Origin of the sequence: Microbacterium meiriae (assembly GCF_040702565.1) — a bacterium.
Lineage (GTDB): Bacteria > Actinomycetota > Actinomycetes > Actinomycetales > Microbacteriaceae > Microbacterium > Microbacterium meiriae.
The window spans coordinates 1,515,953-1,534,582 of record NZ_JBFBLJ010000001.1 but is presented as its reverse complement, the minus strand read 5'-3'; the positions used below and the strand labels follow the sequence as shown (position 1 = coordinate 1,534,582).

General features: G+C 71.0%; 19 protein-coding genes. 17 read left to right on the top strand and 2 right to left on the bottom strand.

The annotated features are described in order from the left end of the window. A partial coding sequence (locus AB0310_RS07460; RefSeq protein WP_366236905.1) for a hypothetical protein occupies positions 1-825 on the bottom strand: 825 nt, incomplete at its 3' end. A 6-nt stretch (positions 826-831) separates the two neighbouring features. Between AB0310_RS07460 and AB0310_RS07455 the strand changes: the two genes are divergently transcribed. The 17 genes from AB0310_RS07455 (at position 832) to AB0310_RS07375 (ending at position 17,138) form a co-directional block, all read left to right on the top strand. Then, complete coding sequence (locus AB0310_RS07455; protein WP_366236904.1) at positions 832-1,650, top strand: tetratricopeptide repeat protein; 819 nt, start codon at positions 832-834, stop codon at positions 1,648-1,650. Beyond that, on the top strand, positions 1,650-2,699 hold the full coding sequence (locus AB0310_RS07450; RefSeq protein ID WP_522727329.1) for an HAD-IIA family hydrolase: 1,050 nt from the start codon (positions 1,650-1,652) through the stop codon (positions 2,697-2,699). The genes AB0310_RS07455 and AB0310_RS07450 overlap by 1 nt, the downstream gene beginning before the upstream one ends. Positions 2,700-2,748: 49 nt before the next feature. Further along, positions 2,749-2,928, top strand: a complete 180-nt coding sequence (locus tag AB0310_RS07445) for a hypothetical protein (protein WP_187661855.1) — start codon at positions 2,749-2,751, stop codon at positions 2,926-2,928. Then, positions 2,925-3,722, top strand: a complete 798-nt coding sequence (locus AB0310_RS07440; RefSeq protein WP_366236902.1) for a TlyA family RNA methyltransferase — start codon at positions 2,925-2,927, stop codon at positions 3,720-3,722. The genes AB0310_RS07445 and AB0310_RS07440 overlap by 4 nt, the downstream gene beginning before the upstream one ends. Further along, a complete protein-coding gene (locus tag AB0310_RS07435) occupies positions 3,719-4,639 on the top strand; it encodes an NAD kinase (RefSeq protein ID WP_187661853.1) in 921 nt (306 codons plus the stop codon). Before AB0310_RS07440 ends, AB0310_RS07435 begins: the two co-directional genes overlap by 4 nt. After that, entirely contained in the window at positions 4,636-6,318 is a 1,683-nt protein-coding gene (gene recN / locus AB0310_RS07430) for a DNA repair protein RecN (protein ID WP_366236901.1), read from the top strand. Before AB0310_RS07435 ends, recN begins: the two co-directional genes overlap by 4 nt. A 26-nt stretch (positions 6,319-6,344) precedes the next feature. After that, positions 6,345-8,039 carry a CTP synthase gene (gene pyrG / locus AB0310_RS07425; protein WP_366236900.1) on the top strand — a complete coding sequence of 565 codons (1,695 nt, stop codon included), beginning with the start codon at positions 6,345-6,347 and terminating at the stop codon, positions 8,037-8,039. Next, entirely contained in the window at positions 8,032-8,628 is a 597-nt protein-coding gene (locus tag AB0310_RS07420; protein ID WP_366236899.1) for an NUDIX domain-containing protein, read from the top strand. Before pyrG ends, AB0310_RS07420 begins: the two co-directional genes overlap by 8 nt. Positions 8,629-8,630: 2 nt before the next feature. Further along, positions 8,631-9,533: a site-specific tyrosine recombinase XerD gene (xerD, locus tag AB0310_RS07415; RefSeq protein WP_187661850.1), complete on the top strand. Its 903-nt coding sequence runs from the start codon at positions 8,631-8,633 to the stop codon at positions 9,531-9,533. 164 nt (positions 9,534-9,697) lie between these two features. After that, positions 9,698-10,531, top strand: a complete 834-nt coding sequence (locus tag AB0310_RS07410) for a ParA family protein (RefSeq protein ID WP_164498181.1) — start codon at positions 9,698-9,700, stop codon at positions 10,529-10,531. After that, complete coding sequence (locus AB0310_RS07405) at positions 10,515-11,384, top strand: segregation and condensation protein A (RefSeq protein WP_268777289.1); 870 nt, start codon at positions 10,515-10,517, stop codon at positions 11,382-11,384. Before AB0310_RS07410 ends, AB0310_RS07405 begins: the two co-directional genes overlap by 17 nt. Beyond that, positions 11,374-11,997, top strand: a complete 624-nt coding sequence (gene scpB / locus AB0310_RS07400; protein WP_419181712.1) for an SMC-Scp complex subunit ScpB — start codon at positions 11,374-11,376, stop codon at positions 11,995-11,997. The genes AB0310_RS07405 and scpB overlap by 11 nt, the downstream gene beginning before the upstream one ends. Further along, positions 11,994-12,791, top strand: a complete 798-nt coding sequence (locus AB0310_RS07395; protein WP_259954748.1) for a pseudouridine synthase — start codon at positions 11,994-11,996, stop codon at positions 12,789-12,791. The genes scpB and AB0310_RS07395 overlap by 4 nt, the downstream gene beginning before the upstream one ends. Further along, positions 12,788-13,924, top strand: a complete 1,137-nt coding sequence (locus AB0310_RS07390; RefSeq protein ID WP_259954750.1) for a prephenate dehydrogenase — start codon at positions 12,788-12,790, stop codon at positions 13,922-13,924. The genes AB0310_RS07395 and AB0310_RS07390 overlap by 4 nt, the downstream gene beginning before the upstream one ends. Continuing rightward, complete coding sequence (gene cmk, locus AB0310_RS07385) at positions 13,917-14,615, top strand: (d)CMP kinase (protein ID WP_187661845.1); 699 nt, start codon at positions 13,917-13,919, stop codon at positions 14,613-14,615. Before AB0310_RS07390 ends, cmk begins: the two co-directional genes overlap by 8 nt. A gap of 40 nt (positions 14,616-14,655) precedes the next feature. Further along, positions 14,656-16,128, top strand: a complete 1,473-nt coding sequence (gene der, locus AB0310_RS07380; RefSeq protein WP_232089245.1) for a ribosome biogenesis GTPase Der — start codon at positions 14,656-14,658, stop codon at positions 16,126-16,128. A gap of 62 nt (positions 16,129-16,190) precedes the next feature. Next, positions 16,191-17,138: an NUDIX domain-containing protein gene (locus AB0310_RS07375; protein WP_366236898.1), complete on the top strand. Its 948-nt coding sequence runs from the start codon at positions 16,191-16,193 to the stop codon at positions 17,136-17,138. A 50-nt stretch (positions 17,139-17,188) separates the two neighbouring features. Here AB0310_RS07375 and AB0310_RS07370 read toward each other — a convergent pair whose 3' ends face one another. Further along, positions 17,189-18,628: an HNH endonuclease signature motif containing protein gene (locus AB0310_RS07370; protein ID WP_366236897.1), complete on the bottom strand. Its 1,440-nt coding sequence runs from the start codon at positions 18,626-18,628 to the stop codon at positions 17,189-17,191. Positions 18,629-18,630: the final 2 nt, after the last annotated feature.

Genomic DNA, 18,630 nt, shown 5'->3' with positions numbered 1-18,630 from the left:
GGTGCCCCGCGTCGTGAAGGTGGTTACAACCGCGATGGTGGTGCCCCGCGTCGTGAAGGTGGTTACAACCGTGATGGTGGTGCCCCGCGTCGTGAAGGTGGTTACAACCGTGATGGTGGTGCCCCGCGTCGTGAAGGTGGTTACAACCGCGATGGTGGTGCCCCGCGTCGTGAAGGTGGTTACAACCGTGATGGTGGTGCCCCGCGTCGCGAGGGCGGTTACAACAACCGTGATGGTGGTGCCCCTCGTCGCGAGGGCGGTTACAACAACCGTGATGGTGGTGCCCCTCGTCGCGAAGGCGGTTACAACAACCGTGATGGTGCGCCCCGTCGCGAAGGCGGTTACAACCGCGATGGTGGTGCCTCTCGTCGCGAAGGCGGTTACAACAACCGCGACAGCGCTCCGCGTCGTGATGGTGGGTACAACCGTGACGGTGGTGCCCCGCGTCGTGAGGGTGGGTACAACCGCGATGGTGGTGCCCCTCGTCGCGAAGGCGGTTACAACCGTGACGGTGGTGCGCCCCGTCGTGAGGGTGGGTACAACCGCGATGGTGGTGCCCCCCGTCGCGAAGGCGGCTACAACAACCGTGACAGCGCACCGCGCCGTGAGGGTGGATTCGACCGGGAGCGGGGGAGTGACCGGTCTCGGTCCTTCCCGCAGCGCGGTGGCGCGGGGCGGGAGCGTCCTGCCAACGCGGCGAGCGAGCGTCCGCGGTTCGACGAGCCCCGCGTCCCGGAGGATGTCACGGCGCGCGACCTGCACCCCTCGGCGCGCAACGAGCTGAAGACGCTCAGCAAAGAGAACGCGGAGTTCGTCGCTCGGCATCTGGCGATGGCTTCTCGGCTGATCGACGAGGACCCGACCCTGGCGCACGAGCACGCACTCGCGGCGTCACGTCGTGCAGGGCGCATCGCGATCGTCCGGGAGACCCTGGGCATCACCGCCTACGCGACGGGTGACTTCGCCCTGGCCCTGCGGGAGCTCCGCACCTATCGCCGGATCTCCGGCAAGGACGACCAGATCGCCCTCATGGTCGACAGCGAGCGAGGCATCGGACGTCCCGACCGCGCCCTCGAGACCGGCCGCGCCGTGGACCGATCGGCTCTGACCACCCCCGTGCGCGTGGCTCTCGCGATCGCGATGTCGGGTGCCCGGCTGGACCAGGGCGACCTGGAGCTGGCCCTCGGGGAGCTCGAGATCCCGGAGCTCGACCCGGATCGCGCGTTCGAGTGGAGCCCCGCGCTCTTCGCCGCGCGCGCTGCCGTCCTGGAAGATCTCGGCCGCACGTACGAGGCGGAGTTCTGGGCGCACCGCGCCGAGGTCGCCGCGGAGGCTCTCGGTGTGGATGAGGCCGGCGACGAGGAGCTCTACGTCGAGGACGGTCTCGTCGAGGACGAGTTCTCCGAGGAGCACGCTGTCTCCGTCGAGGACGAGTTCTCCGACGAGGAGGAGTTCTCCGCCGACGACACCGTCGCCGACGAAGAAGCCGCTTCCGACGCGGAGACCGGAGACGACTCGTCCTCCTCCGACACGAACGAGACCCCCGAGCCCGCCGAGCCGTCCATCGAGGACGAGGTGCGCGAACTGCTCGGTGAGGACGACGAGACGGAGGACGACTCGCCCTCCGCATCCGAGAAGCCGGAGGCGTAGTGGGGCTCTTCACACCCAAGGCACGGAGGTCTCGAGCGGAACGGACGCCTCTCGAGGGCGTGGACACCGTCCTCGCCGATCTCGACGGCGTCGTCTACGCCGGTCCGGGGGCTCTGCCGCACGCGGTCGAGAGCCTGAACGCCGCGGCGCACGCGGTGCGTCTCGGCTACATCACCAACAACGCTTCGCGCACGGACGCCTCCGTGGCCGCGCATCTGACCAGTCTCGGGCTCGACGTCGCTCCGCAGGACGTCGTCACGAGCCCGCAGGCCGCGATGCGTCTGCTGTCCGGGATCGTTCCCGCGCCGGCGACCATCCTCGTGGTCGGCGGCGACGGGCTCGTCGACGAGGTGCAGAAGGCCGGGTACACGGTGACGCGCAGCGCCGAGGACGCTCCGCAGGCCGTGGTCCAGGGGTTCGCGCCCGAGGTGGCCTGGACGGACCTCGCCGAGGCGGCGTTCGCGCTGAAAGTCCCTGAGGACGAGGGCGGCATCCCCTGGATCGCCACGAACACGGACTGGACGATCCCGCGCGAGCGCGGCGTCGCCCCCGGCAACGGCACCCTCGTCTCCGCCGTGCACACCGCGATCGGTCGACTGGCGACGGTGGCGGGCAAACCGGAGACCCCGATCTTCGAGGAGGCGCTCGCCCGCTTCGGTGCCGCGAAGGCTCTGTTCATCGGCGACCGCCTGGACACCGACATCATGGGCGCCAGCCGCGCCGGCATCGAGTCCGCGCTCGTGCTGACCGGCATCGACCGTCCCAAGCACGTCCTCGCCGCGCCGGAAGGTTCACGCCCGACCTACATCCTCGGTGATCTGCGCGGTCTGCACGAGCCGTATCCCGAGCCCACCGTGACCGACGGCGTGTTCGACGTGAACGGTGCCGCCGTCCGCGTCCACGGAGCGGACGTCGAGATCGTCGCCGAGTCCGGCGAGCAGCTCGACCTCCTCCGCGCCGGCGCCGCGGCCATCTGGGCGTCCGGTACGCCGGTGTTCGTGCTGCGGGTTCCCGAACGGCTGTACGCCGACCCGTTCCACCGCCCCTGAGCCACGCGTGGCGCCGTCGGCCGTCGGCGGCGCCGCGTACAGTGGAAGCGTGAGTGACGAGACGACGACCAGCGCGCCGACGGACGGCCTGTGGAGTCGTCTGCGCCTGATCGAAGGTCAGCCGCTCTCCGCACGCGCGGACTTGTACTCGGCCCTGCACGATGAACTCTCTCGACGGCTCGAGAGCGGATCCCGGCTGGAACAGCGGGAGACTCCGGGACCACGATGACGCGACTCGACGCTGCCCTCGCCTCCCGAGGACTCGCCCGTTCGCGCACGCACGCCGCCACCCTCATCGCCGACGGTCTCGTGAGCGTCGACGGTCGCCCGGTCGTCAAAGCCTCGACCGCGGTCGGCGAGGAGAACACGATCACGGTGGCCGGCGCCGACCACTATGTCAGCCGCGGCGCGCACAAGCTCATCGCCGGGCTCGACAGCTTCACCATTCCCGTGCAGGGGCGCCTCGCGCTGGACATGGGAGCCTCGACCGGCGGCTTCACGCAGGTGCTGCGGGAGCGCGGCGCGCGGCGCGTGCTGGCTGTGGACGTCGGTCACGGCCAGCTCGCCCCGTCGATCGCGGCAGACCCCGGTGTCACCGCGGTCGAGGGCTTCAACGTGCGGCACATGACCCGTGACAGTCTCGCCGCGGCGACGGGGGAGTCCGCCTCGCCCGACCTGGTGGTGGGCGACCTCTCCTTCATCTCGCTCGAGCTCGTGCTCCCCGCGGTGGTCGCCGTCGCGGCGCCGGGTTCCGATGTCCTGCTGCTCGTCAAACCGCAGTTCGAGGTCGGCCGGACGGCGGTGCGCGGCGGTCTCGTCACCGACCCCGCCACCCGTGCCGATGCCGTCGCCCGGGTGGCGTGGAGCGCGTGGGACGCGGGGATGGGGATGGCGGGGATCGTCTCCTCCCCGATCCTCGGAACCCACGGCAATGCGGAGTATCTCGTCCACCTCGTGCCGGGCGGCGGCAGCAATCCGACAGAATGGATGGACACCATCAACCGGCTGGCAGGGGGACGATGAACGAGCGCAGGATCCTGGTCGTCGCCCACGCGGGTCGCGTCGACACCGTCGCGGCCGCCCGCCGGGTGATCGACGCCCTCCGCGGCGCGGGAGTGCGCCCCGTCCTGGCGGCCGACGACCACGCGGAGCTCTCCGCGGTCGATGCGTTCTTCGCGGACGTCGAGGTGCTGGATGCCTCCGCCGGTCCGGCGTCCCTCGAGCTCGCGATCGTGCTCGGCGGCGACGGCACGATCCTCCGTGCGGCGGAACTCGTCCGCGACAGCGGCGCCCCGGTGCTCGGCATCAACATGGGCCACGTCGGCTTCCTCGCGGAGATCGACCGGGACGACATGGACGACGCGATGCGCCGCGTCATCGCCCGCGACTACGAGGTCGAGGAGCGCCTGGCACTGTCGGTGCGCGTGAAGGACGCCTCGGGCGACGTCGTCTTCGAGACCTGGGCCCTGAACGAGGCGACCGTCGAGAAGGCGAGCCGCGAGCGCATGATCGAGGTGGTGCTCGAGATCGACGGGCGCCCCCTGTCGAGTTTCGGCTGCGACGGCATGGTCGTCTCCACCCCGACCGGCTCGACCGCCTACAACTTCTCCGCCGGCGGCCCGGTCATCTGGCCGACGGTCGAGGCCATCGCCGTCGTCCCGCTGTCGGCCCATGCCCTCTTCGCCAAGCCGCTCGTGGTGAGCCCCGACGCGGCCGTGGCGATCGAGATGCTGGAGCGGACGGACGGCTCCGGCATCCTCTGGTGCGACGGCCGTCGTTCCCACGACCTTCCGCCGGGTGCCCGCGTCGTCGTCCGTCGTTCGTCGCGCCCGGTCCGCCTCGCGCGACTGCACCCCACCGCGTTCACGAATCGTCTCGTCCGCAAGTTCCAGCTGCCCGTCGAGGGATGGCGCGGACAGGAACGGAGGAGCGAGGCATGATCGAGGAGATGCGCATGCAGGGGCTCGGCGTGATCGCCGATGCCGTCCTGCCGCTCGGCCCCGGCTTCACGGCCATCACCGGCGAGACCGGAGCGGGCAAGACCATGGTGGTCACCGGTCTCGGCCTGCTTCTCGGACAGCGCGCCGACTCCGGCGCCGTGCGCAAGGGCGCTGCGCAGGCGTCGGTGGCCGGTGTGTGGATCGTGCCGGAGTCCGGTGAGGTCGCCGACATCGTCGCCGAGGCCGGGGGAGAGCTGGAGCCGGCCGGCGCCGGGACTGCGGAGCTGTACGTCTCGCGCACCCTCAGCGCCGAAGGCCGCAGTCGCGCGAGCGTCGGCGGCCGCGCCGCACCGGCGGGTGTGCTGTCCTCGCTCGCCGACGAGCTCATCGTGGTGCACGGACAGTCCGAGCAGCTGCGGCTGCGATCGGCGGCCGCGCAGCGCGACGCCCTCGATCGCTTCGGCGGCGAGGCCATCGCCCGGGCGCTGGAGGAGTATCAGGCCGCGTTCGAGCACTGGCGCACGCTCGACGCCGAGATCGTCGACATCACCGCGAACCGCGACCGGCGCGCCGAGGAGGCCGCCCGGCTGCGGGAGGACCTGGCCCTGATCGAGGCCACCGCTCCCGAAGAGGGTGAGGATGAGGAGCTGACGGCCCGCGCCGAACGCCTCGCGAACGCGGAGGAGCTGCGGCTCGCGGCCGCCCTGGCCCACGGCTCCCTCTCGAACGAGGAGGGCGAGCCGGATGCGTCGGCCCTAGTCGCGGAAGCCCGCCGAGCGATCGAGCGCGTGTCGGACCCGAAGCTGGCGGAGGTCGCCGAGACCCTGGCCGACATCGGCTACCGGATCGCCGACGCCGCCGGCGTGCTCTCCGGCTTCCTCGCCGACCTCGACGAGTCCGGCCCGCACGAGCTGGCAGCCGTCGAGGAACGCCGGGCCGCGCTCGGCGTCCTCATCCGTCAGCACGGTTCGCTGGCGGAGGCGCTGGCACTGTGGCAGACCGGTTCCGCACGGCTGGCCGAGCTCGACGACGACGGGGAGCGTCTGGAACGCCTCACCGCCGAGCGCGACGCGGCCAGGGCGGAGCTCGACGCCCGAGCCGACGCCCTCACCGCCGCCCGGAGCGAGGCCGCCGTCCGGCTCGGCGAGGCCGTGACCGCCGAGCTCCACGCGCTGGCGATGCCGGACGCACGCCTGGAGGTGTCCGTGGCGCCTGGTGCCGAGAGCACCCACGGGCGCGATGACGTCGCCATCCTGCTCGCGCCGCACCCCGGCGCCGAACCCCGCTCCGTCGCCAAGGGTGCGTCCGGCGGCGAGCTGTCGCGCGTGATGCTCGCGATCGAGGTCGTCATCGCGGCGACCGACCCGGTTCCCACCTTCGTGTTCGACGAGGTCGACGCCGGCATCGGCGGTGCCGCGGCCATCGAGGTCGGTCGACGACTCGCCCGACTCGCCGAGAAGTCGCAGGTGATCGCCGTCACCCATCTCGCGCAGGTCGCCGCCTTCGCGAACAACCACCTGACCGTCGTGAAATCGAACGACGGCGCCGTCACCGCCTCCAGCGTGCGGCGGCTCGACGGGGAGGAGCGCGAGGCCGAGATGGCTCGCCTGCTCTCCGGACTCGCGGATTCCGATGCCGCACTCACCCACGCCCGTGAGCTTCTCAGCCTCGGCGTCTGAACGAACTGTTAGGATAGAAGCCCGTGATGAACTCTTCTTCTGCGGGGCCCAAGAACGACACGACCAAGCACATCTTCGTGACTGGTGGTGTCGTTTCGTCTTTGGGCAAGGGGCTCACCGCGGCCAGCCTGGGCAACCTCCTGACCGCCCGCGGACTCCGCGTGGTCATGCAGAAGCTCGACCCGTATCTGAACGTCGATCCGGGCACCATGAACCCGTTCCAGCACGGCGAGGTCTTCGTGACCGACGACGGTGCGGAGACCGACCTCGACATCGGCCACTACGAGCGCTTCCTCGACATCAACCTGTCCGAGGCGGCCAACGTCACGACCGGTCAGATCTACTCGCAGGTGATCGCGCGGGAGCGCCGCGGCGAGTACCTGGGCGACACCGTGCAGGTCATCCCGCACATCACCGACGAGATCAAGCGCCGCATGCGGCTGCAGGCGACCGAGGACCCGCGTCCCGACGTGATCATCACCGAGGTCGGCGGCACGGTCGGCGACATCGAGTCGCAGCCCTTCCTCGAGTCGGCCCGCCAGCTGCGTCACGAGCTCGGCCGTGACAGCGTGTTCTTCGTGCACGTCTCGCTCGTGCCGTTCATGGGGGCGTCCGGCGAGCAGAAGACCAAGCCGACCCAGCACTCGGTCGCCGCGCTCCGTCAGGTGGGCATCCAGCCGGATGCGCTCGTGCTCCGCAGCGACCGCCCGGTGAGCGCGAGCAACCGCAACAAGATCGCCCTCATGTGCGACGTGGACGTCGAGGGCGTCATCAACACCGTCGACCTGCCGAGCATCTACGACATCCCCTCCACCCTCAACGAGCAGGGCCTGGACTCCTACATCGTGAGGCGCCTCGGTCTCGACCAGAAGGCGGACGACGTCGACTGGACGCGCTGGAACAAGGTGCTGCACGCCGTGCACAACCCGAAGCACGAGGTCACGATCGGTCTCGTCGGCAAGTACATCGACCTCCCGGACGCCTACCTGTCCGTGACCGAAGCCCTCAAGGCCGGCGGCTTCGCGCAGGAGACCAAGGTCAACATCCGCTGGATCCCGTCCGACCGCTGCGAGACGCCCGAGGGCGCGCAGGAGCAGCTGGCCGAGCTCGACGGCATCTGCGTGCCCGGCGGCTTCGGCATCCGCGGCATCGAGGGGAAGCTGGGCGCGTTGAAGTTCGCCCGCGAGCAGGGGATCCCGACCCTCGGCCTGTGCCTCGGCCTGCAGTGCATGGTCATCGAGTACGCCCGCGACGTGGCCGGTATCGCCGGAGCCTCGTCCAGCGAGTTCGATCCGGACACCGCGGAGCCCGTCATCGCGACCATGGCCGAGCAGATCGAGATCCTCGACGGCGGCGACCTGGGCGGCACCATGCGGCTCGGTCTCTACCAGGCCGCTCTCGCCGAGGGCTCGCTGGCGCGCGAGGTCTACGGCGCCGCCGAGGTGTCCGAGCGTCACCGTCACCGCTACGAGGTGAACAACGCCTACCGCGATCGCCTGTCGGAGGCCGGTCTGGTGTTCTCGGGCCTCAACCCGGAGCTGGATCTCGTCGAGTACGTCGAGCTGCCGCGCGACGTGCACCCGTACTACATCGCCACCCAGGCGCACCCGGAGCTGCGTTCGCGTCCGACCGACCCGCACCCGCTGTTCCGCGGTCTCGTCGGCGCGGCCATCGCCCGGCACCGCGCGAGCGAGCTGTTCGACGTGCCCGTCGATGAGTGAGTCGGGGACGGGTCCTGTGGACGAGTCGCTGCGCGACGAGCCCTTCGAGCCGGAGGTCCTGAGCAGCGACCTCGTCTACGAAGGGCGCGTCTGGGACGTCCGCTCCGATCGTGTCCGCTACGGCGAGGGCGAGATCGTGCGGCAGTACGTCGCCCATCCCGGCGCCGTCGCGATCCTCGCGCTGGACGACGAGGGGCGGGTGCTGCTCATCCAGCAGTACCGTCACCCGATCCGCCACCGCGACTGGGAGCTGCCGGCGGGCCTCCTCGACATCGAGGGCGAGGAGCCGATGGCGGCCGCCCGTCGCGAGCTCGCGGAGGAGGCCGACCTCGTCGCCGCCCACTGGGAGCCGCTGGTGTCTTCGTGGACGACGCCCGGCGGCAACGACGAGCTCATCCGGGTGTTCCTCGCGACCGGGCTCTCGGCCGCCGAGACCGCGCACGACCGCGAGGACGAGGAGGCGGACATCCAGCTCGCCTGGGTGCCGCTGGAAGACGCCGTCGCGGGAGTGATGGCCGGACGCCTGCGCAACGGCATCCTCTCCATCGGCGTGCTGGCCGCGGCGCAGAGGCTGCGCGACCGGAGCTGAGGATGCTGCTCGATCGCGCCCTCGACGCGTATCTGCGTCACGTGACGATCGAGCGCGGCCTGAGCGCGCACACGGTCGGCGCCTACCGGCGGGACCTCGAGGGCTACCGGGACTGGCTCACGGCGGAGGGGATCGACGACACCGCGGATATCACGTCCGTGGTGGTCGACCGTTTCGTCGCCGACCGTGCCTCGGCGGAGCCGCCGCCCGCGGCGACGAGCCTGGCGCGCCTGCAGTCCTCGGTGCGCGGCTGGCACCGGTTCCTCGCCCGGGAGGGCATCGAGGCGGACGATCCGACTGGGCGCCTCCGCCCGCCGAAGACCCCGCGCCGGCTGCCCAAGGCCCTCACGATCGACCAAGTGGAGCGGCTGCTCGCCGCGCCGTCGGCCGAGGAGCCGCTCGGCATCCGGGACAGGGCGCTGCTGGAGCTTCTCTACGCGACGGGTGCCCGGGTGTCGGAGGCGGTCGGGCTCGACGTCGACGACATGGCGCACGGCGAGGTGCTGCGCCTGCGGGGAAAGGGCTCGAAGGAGCGCATCGTCCCCGTGGGGTCGTATGCCCGCGCCGCGGTCGACGCGTATCTCACCCGGGTCCGCCCGGGCCTCGCGGCGAAGGGACGTGCGTCGGCCCGGCTCTTCCTCGGCGCGCGGGGCGCTCCGCTCTCGCGGCAGAGCGCCTGGCTGGTGATCCGTTCCGCCGCGGAGCGCGCGCAGCTCACCGCCGAGGTCTCCCCACACACCCTGCGGCATTCGTTCGCGACCCACCTCCTGCAGGGCGGCGCCGACGTGCGCGTGGTGCAGGAGCTGCTGGGGCATTCCTCGGTCGCGACGACGCAGATCTACACCCACGTGTCGGTGGACGCCCTCCGCGACATCTACGCGACCTCGCACCCCCGGGCGCGCTGATCCCGCGCGGATCCGTGCCTCCTCCCGAGGCGGCCCGCCGCGCGCCGGGACGGCCGGGGAACGCATGGCCGCTACAATCGAGCAAGCACGAAGGAGCAGGAGAACCGGTGGCTGAGAAAGCGGCGAAGTCCAGGGCGAAGGCACAGAAGGCCGACGACACTCCCATGGGACCCACCGGCCGTCCGTATCAGGGCTTCCCGATCCCGGCGCCTCTGAAGTCGCACGGCCCCGCTCGCATCATCGCCCTCTGCAACCAGAAGGGCGGCGTCGGCAAGACGACGACGTCCATCAACCTCGCCGCCGCCCTCGCGGAGTACGGTCGCAAGGTGCTCGCGGTGGACTTCGACCCGCAGGGCGCCCTGTCCGCCGGTCTCGGCATCCAGACGCACGACGTGCCGACGGTCTACGACCTCCTGCTCGACACGAAGCGCGACGCCCACGACGCGATCGTGCACTCGAACGTGCCGGGTCTCGACGTCCTCCCCGCGAACATCGACCTCTCGGCCGCGGAGGTGCACCTCGTCAACGAGGTCGCCCGCGAGACGATCCTCGCCCGCGTGCTCCGGCAGGTGGCGGGGGAGTACGACGTCATCCTCATCGACTGCCAGCCGTCGCTGGGCCTGCTGACCGTGAACGCGCTGACGGCGGCGCACGGCGTCATCATCCCGCTCGAGTGCGAGTTCTTCGCGCTGCGCGGTGTCGCCCTCCTCATCGAGACCATCGACAAGGTGCGCGATCGCCTGAACCCCTCCATCGAGATGGACGGGCTGCTGGCGACCATGTACGACCCGCGCACGCTGCACTCGCGCGAGGTGCTCGAACGCGTCGTGGAGGCGTTCGGCGACGACGTGCTGGAGACCGTGATCGGCCGCACCGTGAAGTTCCCGGATGCGTCGGTTTCGGGGGTCCCGATCACCGAGTTCGCTCCAGAGCACGCGGCCGCACAGGCATACCTGCGGCTGGCCAGGGAGCTGGTCGCCCGTGGCGCCGTCGCCTGACGAGCTCGGAACCGCTGAGGTCCCGGCACTCGCCGACGCCGTCGACGCTGCGGAGGCTTCCTCCGCCGACGACGCCGGTTTCCGGGTCTCGCTGTCGAACTTCGACGGCCCCTTCGACCTCCTGCTGACCCTCATCTCCAAGCACGAGATGGACATCACCGAGGTGTCGTTGAGCGCCGTCACCAACGAGTTCATCGCGTACCTCGCCGACCTCGAGGACGAGGAGGAGCTGGACCAGGCGTCGGAGTTCCTCGTCGTCGCCGCGACCCTGCTCGACATGAAGGTGGCGGGTCTGCTGCCGCAGGGCGAGCTCGTCGATGCCGAGGCTGTGGCCCTGCTCGAAGCGCGCGACCTGCTCTTCGCCCGTCTGCTGCAGTACCGCGCGTTCAAGGAGGTCTCCGCGTGGTTCGCACGGTGCCTGCAGCGGGAGGACCGCCGCCACGTGCGCGCGGTGCCGCTGGAGGAGAAGCACCGGAAGCAGACACCCGAGCTCGTCTGGTCGCTCACGACCGACGACTTCGCGGCTCTGGCACTGCTGGCCTTCGCACCGAAGGAGATCCCGCACGTCGGGCTCGACCACCTGCACGCGCCCCTGGTCAGCATCCGCGAGCAGGCCGCCATCGTCGTCACGCTGCTGCGCGGCACCGAATCGCTGAGCTTCCGCGAGCTCGTCGCCGGCGTCACCGAGCCGGGCATCGTCGTGGCCCGCTTCATCTCGGTGCTGGAGCTGTACCGGCACGCGGCGCTGTCCTTCGAACAACTGGAACCGCTCGGGGAGCTGACGCTCCGCTGGGCCGCCGACTCCTGGTCGGACGAGACACTCGCGACCCTGGGGGCCGACTATGACCGATGACATGACCGAGACGGAATCCGGGCTCCGCGAGGAGCCCGACGCCGTGACGGGCGCCGAATTGCCCCTCAGCGAGCGCGTGGAGGCGATCCTCTTCATCGTCGACGAGCCGATCGGTCTGGTGGCTCTCGCCGCGGCGGTCGGCGCGCCGGTGCCCGCTGTCCGGCAGACCGTCGAGTCGCTGGTCGAGGACTACGACGGCCGGGGCGCGGGTCCGCGGCGCGGCTTCGAGCTGCGGGAGGTCGGCGGCGGATGGCGGCTCTACGTCCGCGAGGACCTGGATCCGGTCGTGGCGGAGTTCGTCGGCGGCCAGGCTCCGGCCCGGCTCTCGCAGGCCGCGTTGGAGACGCTCGCGGTGATCGCGTACAAGCAGCCCGTCACCCGTAGCCAGGTCGCCTCGATCCGCGCGGTCAACGTCGACTCCGTGGTCCGCACACTCCTCGCACGGGGCCTGATCACCGAGCTGTTCGCCGACTCCGAGACCGGGGCGATCAACTACGGCACGACCGATGCGCTCCTCCAGCATCTCGGCATCAACTCTCTGGATGAGCTTCCGCCGATCTCGCCGCTCCTCGATGACGGCGCCGACGGCTTCGACGAAGGGACGGTCCGATGACCACCGACGCCCACGATTCCGCAGCCCCCGAGGGCGTCCGACTGCAGAAGGTGCTGGCCGCCGCCGGCGTCGCGTCCCGTCGGGTCGTCGAGCAGTACATCGTCGAGGGGCGTATCCGCGTGAACGGCCAGGTGGTCACCGAGCTCGGCCGCCGCATCGACCCGGAGCGCGACCTCGTCGACGTCGACGGCACTGCGGTGCAGCTCGACGTGTCCAAGCGCTACGTGATGCTGAACAAGCCGACGGGCGTGGTCAGCAGCATGCGCGACGAGAGCGGTCGTCCGGATCTCCGGCGCTTCACGAAGGACTACGAGGAGCGGCTCTACAACGTCGGGCGCCTGGACGCCGAGACCAGCGGCCTGCTGCTGCTCACCAACGACGGCGAGCTCGCGCACGTCCTCGCGCACCCGTCCTTCGGCGTCACCAAGGTCTACATCGCGAAGGTGGAGGGGACGGTGACGGCGCAGACCATCTCGAAGCTCACGAAGGGCATCGAGCTGGAGGACGGCCCCATCGCCGCCGACAAGGCCCGCCTGCTCGACACGTCGGCGGGCTCGAGCCTCGTCGAGCTCACGCTGCACTCGGGACGCAACCGGATCGTGCGTCGCATGATGGCCGCGGTCGGTCATCCGGTCACCGAACTGGTGCGGCGGCAGTTCGGTCCGCTTCACCTGGGAACCCTCCCGGCGGGCCGGACGCGGGAACTGAGTAAAATCGAACTCGGCGCGCTGTTGACCCTCGCGCGCCGGGAATCCGGTGTCGCCGAGGCGCCAGGCGAGCAGGAGAGCGAATGACCCAGACGACGAGTGCGCCCGCGGCGCGGAAGGCCGGTGCCGTCGCGCCGCGCCTGTCCGGCACCGTGCGCATCGTCGGTGCCGGGCTGCTCGGTGCCAGCGTCGGCCACGCCCTCCGCGCGAAGGGCATCGACGTGGTCCTCACGGATGCGTCCCCCGCGCAGCTGCGCCTCGCCGTCGACTACGGCGCCGGACGCCTTCCGCAGGATGACGACGCCCCGGTGCTCGTCGTCGTGGCCGTGCCGCCGGATGTGACCGCCGACGTGATCCAGGCAGAGCTCGAGCGCTACCCCGACGCCGTCGTGACGGATGTCGCGAGCGTGAAGCTGGAGCCGTTCCGCACGCTCCGTGACCGCGGTGTGAACCTCGCCCGCTACATCGGCTCCCACCCGCTCGCCGGCCGGGAGCGCGGCGGGGCGATCTCGGCGCGAGCCGACCTGTTCATCGGACGGCCGTGGGTCGTGTGCCGCGACGAGGACACCACCGCGCGGGACCTCGCGCTGGTCGAGGCGCTGGCCCTCGATGTCGGCGCGATGCCGCTGGAGATGACTCCCGAGGAGCACGACCGCTCCGTCGCCCTCACCTCGCATGTGCCGCAGGTCATCGCGAGTCTCCTCGCCGGGCGTCTCGCCGGGGCCGAGGAGGGCGCGCTCCGCCTGGCAGGGCAGGGCGTGCGGGACACCACGCGCATCGCCGCGTCCGCTCCCGAGCTGTGGGTGCAGATCCTCGGCGCCAACGCCGGTCCCGTGGTCGAGATCCTCGACGCGCTGGCGACCGATCTGAGCGAGGTCGCCGATGCGCTGCGCGCTCCGGGCGCACCGGGTGCCCGACGCGTGCTCGCGGAGACCATCCGCCAGGGCAACGACGGTGTCGAGCGCCTCCCCGGCAAGCACGGACAGAACCGACGCTTCGAGACACTGGTCGTCATGGTCGACGACACCGCCGGTCAGCTGGGTCGTCTGTTCGGCGAGCTCGGCGAGCTGGGCGTCAACGTCGAGGACCTGCGGCTGGAGCATTCTCCCGGCGCGCAGTTCGGCCTCGCCGAGATCAGTGTCGACCCCGCGGCGCTGCACGGCGCGATCACCGGGCTCCAGGAACGCGGCTGGCGCATCGCAGGGAACACCAATGACTGACACTTCCACCGTCTCCGCCACGAAGTTCATCGCCATCGACGGTCCCGCCGGGTCCGGCAAGTCGAGCGTGTCCAAGGCGATCGCGCGTCGCGAGGGCTTCGGCTACCTCGACACCGGGTCGGCCTACCGGGCTCTCGCCTGGCACGTGCTCGATCGCGGCGCGGACACCGACGACGCGGAGGCCGTACGCGCCGCGGCCGCCGACTTCCCGGTCCGCCTCGGGCTCGACCCGGATGATCGCACGGTACGTGTCGGCGACGTGGACGTGACGGAGGCGATCCGCGAGCCCCGCGTGTCCGGCGCCGTGAGCGGCGTGGCCCGGGTGCCCGAGGTGCGCACCCAGGTCAACGAGCTCTTCCGGGCACTGGTCGCCGAGGCGCCGTACCCGGCCGTGGTGGTCGAAGGTCGCGACATCACGACCGTCGTGGCACCCGATGCGCCTGTCCGCATCCTGCTGACCGCCGCACCGGAGGTGCGTGCCGCCCGCCGCGCGGGCGAGCTCGCAGGCGAGAACGCCGCCGCCGTCGCGGACGCCCTGCACAAGCGCGACGCCTCCGACAGCGCGGTCGTCGACTTCCTCAACGCCGCGGAAGGCGTGGAGGTCGTCGACTCGACCGCACTCGATTTCCCCCAGACCATCGACGCCGTTCTCTCGGTGATCGAACGACTCCGAGGAGCACACCGTGGCTGACGACGAATACGAAGGCGGTCCCGACCAGCTCGCCGAGAAGATGGACCAGCTCGACGAGCAGCTGGCCGAGCAGCGCGCGGAGACCCTGCGCGCCGGCCTCGCCGACTACGAGCTGGACGACGAGGACGCGGAGCTCCTCGCGGGCATCACCCTCGGCGAGGACGGCATCCAGTACAGCCCCGCGCTGCCCGTGGTGGCGATCGTCGGGCGGCCGAACGTCGGCAAGTCCGCGCTCGTGAACCGCATCCTCGGCCGTCGCGAGGCCGTCGTGGAGGACACCCCCGGTGTCACCCGCGACCGCGTCACGTACAAGGCCGAGTGGAACGATCGCCGCTTCACGGTCGTCGACACCGGCGGCTGGGAGCCCGACGCCCGGGGCATCGACCGTTCGGTCGCGGCACAGGCCGAGGTCGCGATCGACCTGTCCGATGTCGTGCTGTTCGTCGTGGACGCCATGGTGGGCGCCACATCGACCGACGAGCACGTTGTGAAGCTGTTGCGCAAGAGCGGCAAGCCGGTCTTCCTCGTCGCCAACAAGATCGACGACGGGCGTCAGGAGCCGGAAGCGGCCGCCCTGTGGAACCTGGGTCTCGGGGAGCCGCACCCGGTCTCCGCGATCCACGGTCGCGGTGTCGCGGACCTGCTCGATGCCGTGCTGAAGAAGCTCCCCGAGGTGTCCGCCGTCGCGAAGCAGGAGATCGGCGGCCCGCGCCGTGTCGCGATCCTGGGGCGCCCGAACGTCGGCAAGTCCTCGCTGCTGAACAAGGCCGCGGGGGAGGAGCGCGTGGTCGTCAACGACCTCGCCGGCACGACCCGTGATCCGGTGGACGAGGTCGTGGAGCTCGGCGGCAAGATGTGGCGCCTGGTCGACACGGCCGGTATCCGTCGCCGCGTGCACATGGCGCAGGGTGCGGACTTCTACGCGTCGCTGCGCACCTCCGCCGCGCTGGAGAAGGCCGAAGTGGCCGTTGTGGTGCTCGACGTCTCCGAGACGATCAGCGAGCAGGACGTGCGGATCATCGACCTCGTTCTCGAGTCCGGCCGCGCGCTCGTCCTGGCGTTCAACAAGTGGGATCGCCTGAACGACGACGACCTGGAGAACGCCGACCGTCGCCGCTACCTGGAGCGCGAGATCGAGCAGGACCTCGCGCATGTCGCGTGGGCCCCCCGCGTGAACATCTCGGCGAAGACCGGTCGTCACCTCGACAAGCTCGTCCCGGCGCTGGAGACGGCGCTGGAGAACTGGGATCGCCGGATTCCCACCGGCAAGTTCAACGCGTTCCTCGCCGAGCTCGTCGCCGAGCACCCGCACCCGGTGCGCGGTGGAAAGCAGCCGCGCATCCTCTTCGGCACCCAGGCCTCGACCCGTCCGCCGACGTTCGTGCTGTTCACGACAGGTTTCCTCGACCCGGGCTACCGCCGGTTCATCCAGCGCCGCCTGCGGGAGCTGTATTCGTTCGAGGGCACTCCGATCGTGATCAACATGCGGGTGCGGGAGAAGCGTCAGCGCTGACTCGTTGCCGCGCATGTCGCGGCGGTGGCGCCGGAGCCCCGATGCTGTGAAAAGCTGAGGGGGTGACTGTCGTACCTCCCGCCGCCGGTGAACCGCGTCGCCCCGAGGGGCCTCGCGATCCGGGCGATGCCTGGGTGGTCGCCGACACGGGCGAGCGGTACTGGGGGCGCTTCGGTGCCGCAGGTCTCCTCGCCGTCGATGCGGAGCGCGGCATCCTGCTGCAGCATCGCGTCGCGTGGAGCCACTTCGGCGGCACCTGGGGTCTGCCCGGGGGAGCGCTGCACGAGGGTGAGGCGGCCATCGTCGGTGCCGTGCGCGAGGCGCAGGAGGAGGCGGGAGTGCCGGATGGTGCGGTGCGGCCCCGCTTCACGAGTGTGCTCGATCTCGGCATCTGGTCGTACACCACCGTCGTCGCCGATGTGCGGACGCCGTTCGACCCCGTGATCAGCGACCCGGAGAGCGTGGCGCTGTCGTGGGTACCCGTCGAGGACGTGGACGCGCTGCCCCTGCACCCCGGCTTCGGTGCGGCGTGGCCGATGCTGCGGGCTCAGCTCTCGGCGCATCCGGTGGTCGTGGTCGACGCCGCCAACGTCGTGGGCTCGGTCCCGGACGGCTGGTGGAAGGATCGCGCCGGAGCCGCGGCACGACTGCGCGATCGTCTGACGGGCCTCTCTGTGCGCGCGGACGACCTCGGACTCGCGGGGGATGACTGGTTCCCGGAGGTATCGCTCGTCGTGGAAGGTCGCGCGCGCGACATCGCGGAGGCCTCCGCCGAGGGATCACCTGCGGATGCCGCGGCCGCGGAAGCCGGCGTCGCGAGCCTGGCCCTGGACGTCGTGCGCGCGGAGGGCGCCGGTGACGACGCGATCGTGGCCGAGGTCGAACGCCGGGTCGCGAGCGGTTCGCCGGTTCTCGCCGTGACCAGTGACCGCGAGCTGCAGTCCCGCGTCGAGGCCGCCGGGGCCCAGGTGCGTTCCAGTGGCTGGCTCCATCGCCTTCTCGACGCGTAGCGCGAGACGCGGGCGTTTCGCTCCACGGTCCCAGGTGCTCGTTTAATGTTTCAGACGAACGCGACCCGACGCGGGGCGTGATCGGTGTGGACGGCGCCGAGGGGACTTCGCCATTCGAGAACCCCGCCGGGATGCTGACGTACCGTCCAGCGCTGAGGCTCCGGGATATCGGGGTGTTTCAGCACATGGTGTCCGCGGCAGAGGTGCGCGAGGTTGTCGACGCGGGTCGGGCCGCCCTTCGCATGATCCCGGGTGTGGTCGATGTCGCAGCGGTGTACCGGCTGGCGGCACCCCGGGAACCGACAGTGCTGATCGCGGGCGCGGAGCAACCGGCGCATGCTCTCGGTCGGGCTGTAGGCGTCCGTTTCGACGACCTGCCCGCGAGGGTCGAGGAACAAGCGCGTCCATCCGCCGTCTCGTCCGGCCAGAGCGCGGGCGACATCCGGGTGGAGAGCACCGTGCCCGTCCAGTTCGCCGGGACGGTCGTCGAGTCCGGCGAGGGTCGTCGCCGCCACGGTCACCTGCAGGCGACCCCGCACCCCGGTGATACCGTCGCCCTCGACGGCACTCGGATCGGCGGTGAGGAGCAGATCGGTCAGCAGGTCGGCCTGCACCTGGCTCCAGGTGCGGGTGTCTGAGGGGGCCGATTCCGCCTCAGGGTCGAGGGCGTACGTGTCGCCGTCGGCGCTCGGGATCGTAGTCCCCGCCCGGGTGTCATCGCACGGGCGATCCGTTTCGACGCTGTGAGCAGTCAGTAGTTCGTGGTTCGCAGGAGCCAGGCGATGCGACGCTCCGTCCGACCCCGCATCACGCGCGGGAACCGCAGCGCGCGCCCGGAGCACCGTGCGGGTGAGCTGACTCAGCCGGTCGGCGATCGCCACCGCCGCCCACTCCGGGAGTATGGCCGTCAGGACCGCGAGGCCGTCGTCGACCGATCGCACCGTGACGCAGCGCTCGTCCGCCGCTCGGCGGTGTCGCTCCGTGATGGTCTCGCCGACGAGAGCGGAGGCGACGCGGCGGGCATGCACCCGCGTGCGCGCCGCGGTCTCGGCTTCGGCGACGACGAGCACCGCCGTCTCGAACAGCGCCATCGTCTCCGGCGCGACGACGCGGTTGCGGATGGCCTCGTCCACGATGGCGCTCGCCCGTGCGACCTCCCGGACGTGTGCGGAGCTCAAAGTTCCCTCGTGGAAGGCCTGCCGCACGCGGGGGAGCGCCGTGCTCAGCGCAAGAGCGTCGGCGAACGCGAACTCCATGGTGCCGATGGAAACGCGCCCCGCCGCGGCGAACTCGGCGACCATCGAGCGGTGGATGGCGTCACGGTGGTGCGGGGCTGACGCGACGTCTTCGTCGTGGAAAGCGATCTGCGCGACCAACAGCTCCGCGGCCTCTGCCTCCAGCGCCGCGATGCGCCGGCGGGTCTCCGCCCAGGCGTCTCGCACGCGTCGCCGCTCCTCCAGGTCGAGGGGTGCGGTCGTGAGGTTCGTCATAC

Coding starts and splice junctions, on each gene's coding strand:
- scpB (WP_419181712.1), top strand. CDS start 11,374: ATGACCGATGACATGACCGAGACGGAATCCGGGCTCCGCGAGGAGCCC.
- recN (WP_366236901.1), top strand. CDS start 4,636: ATGATCGAGGAGATGCGCATGCAGGGGCTCGGCGTGATCGCCGATGCC.
- AB0310_RS07440 (WP_366236902.1), top strand. CDS start 2,925: ATGACGCGACTCGACGCTGCCCTCGCCTCCCGAGGACTCGCCCGTTCG.
- AB0310_RS07410 (WP_164498181.1), top strand. CDS start 9,698: ATGGGACCCACCGGCCGTCCGTATCAGGGCTTCCCGATCCCGGCGCCT.
- AB0310_RS07395 (WP_259954748.1), top strand. CDS start 11,994: ATGACCACCGACGCCCACGATTCCGCAGCCCCCGAGGGCGTCCGACTG.
- AB0310_RS07435 (WP_187661853.1), top strand. CDS start 3,719: ATGAACGAGCGCAGGATCCTGGTCGTCGCCCACGCGGGTCGCGTCGAC.
- AB0310_RS07390 (WP_259954750.1), top strand. CDS start 12,788: ATGACCCAGACGACGAGTGCGCCCGCGGCGCGGAAGGCCGGTGCCGTC.
- AB0310_RS07370 (WP_366236897.1), bottom strand. CDS start 18,628: ATGACGAACCTCACGACCGCACCCCTCGACCTGGAGGAGCGGCGACGC.
- cmk (WP_187661845.1), top strand. CDS start 13,917: ATGACTGACACTTCCACCGTCTCCGCCACGAAGTTCATCGCCATCGAC.
- AB0310_RS07420 (WP_366236899.1), top strand. CDS start 8,032: ATGAGTGAGTCGGGGACGGGTCCTGTGGACGAGTCGCTGCGCGACGAG.
- xerD (WP_187661850.1), top strand. CDS start 8,631: ATGCTGCTCGATCGCGCCCTCGACGCGTATCTGCGTCACGTGACGATC.
- der (WP_232089245.1), top strand. CDS start 14,656: ATGGACCAGCTCGACGAGCAGCTGGCCGAGCAGCGCGCGGAGACCCTG.
- AB0310_RS07455 (WP_366236904.1), top strand. CDS start 832: ATGGCTTCTCGGCTGATCGACGAGGACCCGACCCTGGCGCACGAGCAC.
- pyrG (WP_366236900.1), top strand. CDS start 6,345: ATGAACTCTTCTTCTGCGGGGCCCAAGAACGACACGACCAAGCACATC.